The organism is Salinivibrio sp. IB574 (assembly GCF_001996205.1).
Classification (GTDB): Bacteria; Pseudomonadota; Gammaproteobacteria; order Enterobacterales; family Vibrionaceae; genus Salinivibrio; species Salinivibrio proteolyticus.
Map to the genome: position 1 here is coordinate 1 of NZ_MUFN01000067.1, position 1,457 is coordinate 1,457.

The following is a 1,457-nucleotide window of genomic DNA, read 5'->3' on the forward strand; positions in this document are numbered from 1 at the left end:
GTTTTAACATTGGAAAATAAGAGCTCTCACTCATATTTTTACTTATTTCTTTTTCTAGTTTTTCAGGCAATGGCTTTACGCCCGATTCAGACAAAGCGGTACCCGACAACATTAATAAAACTATAAATATAAGTTTTTTCACTTAATTATCCTTACTTCTTAAATGCATAACGCCTCACATAACGGGCTAATAATGCTTGGCTAAAATTGGTGAGGCACGAACCAAGCCAAGCTTTATTAGTCCATGCGTTGATGCGTTTGTTATATGCAAAATCACATATTAGGCTCGCAATATTTAAGCCTTGTTTTCGGGTTAAAGTAGACTAAGAAATCATTTAAGTCATTAACTAAATATACCCTTAATACAAGCTCTCCACCCCAATCCTGAAAAGTAATGTTAGTAACTTCTTCTTTGTATATATGAAATACTAACCCTGTACCCTGAAATAGTTTTACATTTACTGAGTTATTACCAAACGGTGAATGCGTGAATATTAATCTTTCACCGGTTTCATAATCCATAAGGAATGAAAACTGTCCTTCATCATGGTCATATTCACTAGAATAACCAAAGCCTCTTTCAAAAAACTCTAGTTCCTCTGGAAAGTCGTAGGTCAATTTTTACTCCTAGTTGCAAGTGCATATAACGCCAAATTCAGCGGCACCAAAGGCATCCGCTGGAATTTTTCTGTTATGTGTTTTTACGTTATATCTTTTATCTTACTAATTATTTTATTTTCCAACTCCATGATATTTATATCCAAATGAGTCGATAAATGAATAATATCAGTCTTGTCGAAGTTCAAGAAAGACTGGTTTCTAATCTCGCTCTCCTTTTTTAGTAAGTTTTTCTTTTGATTGTTTGAAAGATTCAATGCACGGTTTATTGGTTCTATTTTATCAGCTTGAGATATAACACATATTAATTGCTTACTTTTGTTTTTGTCGAAAACATTATTAAAGAAAAACTCATCTTGAGTGTGATCCCGTTTATCAGCTCTAAAAAGATATACTATAACCGCAGCTTCTTTAATATAGCCCTTGTACCATTGTAAATATTTTTCGTCGGCTTGGTCATTTTCACCAATGCCTGGTAAATCAACAAAACTCAAATGATACGCCACATTTTCATGCTTCCTTTTATGATGCAGAAAATATACCGCAGATTGCAGAGTTTTTGTGCATGCCTCATAATCACTTGTTTCAAATATATCCTTTTTTATTAACTTATTTATTAGAGAGGATTTTCCATATCCAGTTTGGCCAATAAAAATTATTTTTAAAGCTTTTATTTTTTCATAGCCTAGCCTATGGGGGTTGGTATAGTACCAGCTTCTAAATGCTGAATTAGAAAGTTCTAATTTTTTTAGAAACTGATAATTTACTCCCAGAGAATCTATATCGTCTTCATGTAAGATGTTAGTTGTAATATCTGCCATTCCGACCTCTTAAAACCC

At 33.0% G+C, this 1,457-nt stretch carries 2 protein-coding genes; both read right to left on the reverse strand.

All coding sequences use genetic code 11. The annotated features are described in order from the left end of the window. Window positions 1-273 precede the first annotated feature (273 nt). Window positions 274-618, reverse strand: coding sequence for a hypothetical protein (locus BZJ17_RS16945; RefSeq protein WP_077641513.1), 345 nt, complete (start codon window positions 616-618; stop codon window positions 274-276). An 83-nt stretch (window positions 619-701) separates the two neighbouring features. Further along, a complete protein-coding gene (locus tag BZJ17_RS16950) occupies window positions 702-1,439 on the reverse strand; it encodes a dynamin family protein (RefSeq protein ID WP_077641514.1) in 738 nt (245 codons plus the stop codon). Window positions 1,440-1,457: the final 18 nt, after the last annotated feature.

Bases quoted from the DNA above. Each gene is read 5' to 3' on its own strand.
- BZJ17_RS16950 (WP_077641514.1), bottom strand. From the start codon at position 1,439: ATGGCAGATATTACAACTAACATCTTACATGAAGACGATATAGATTCT.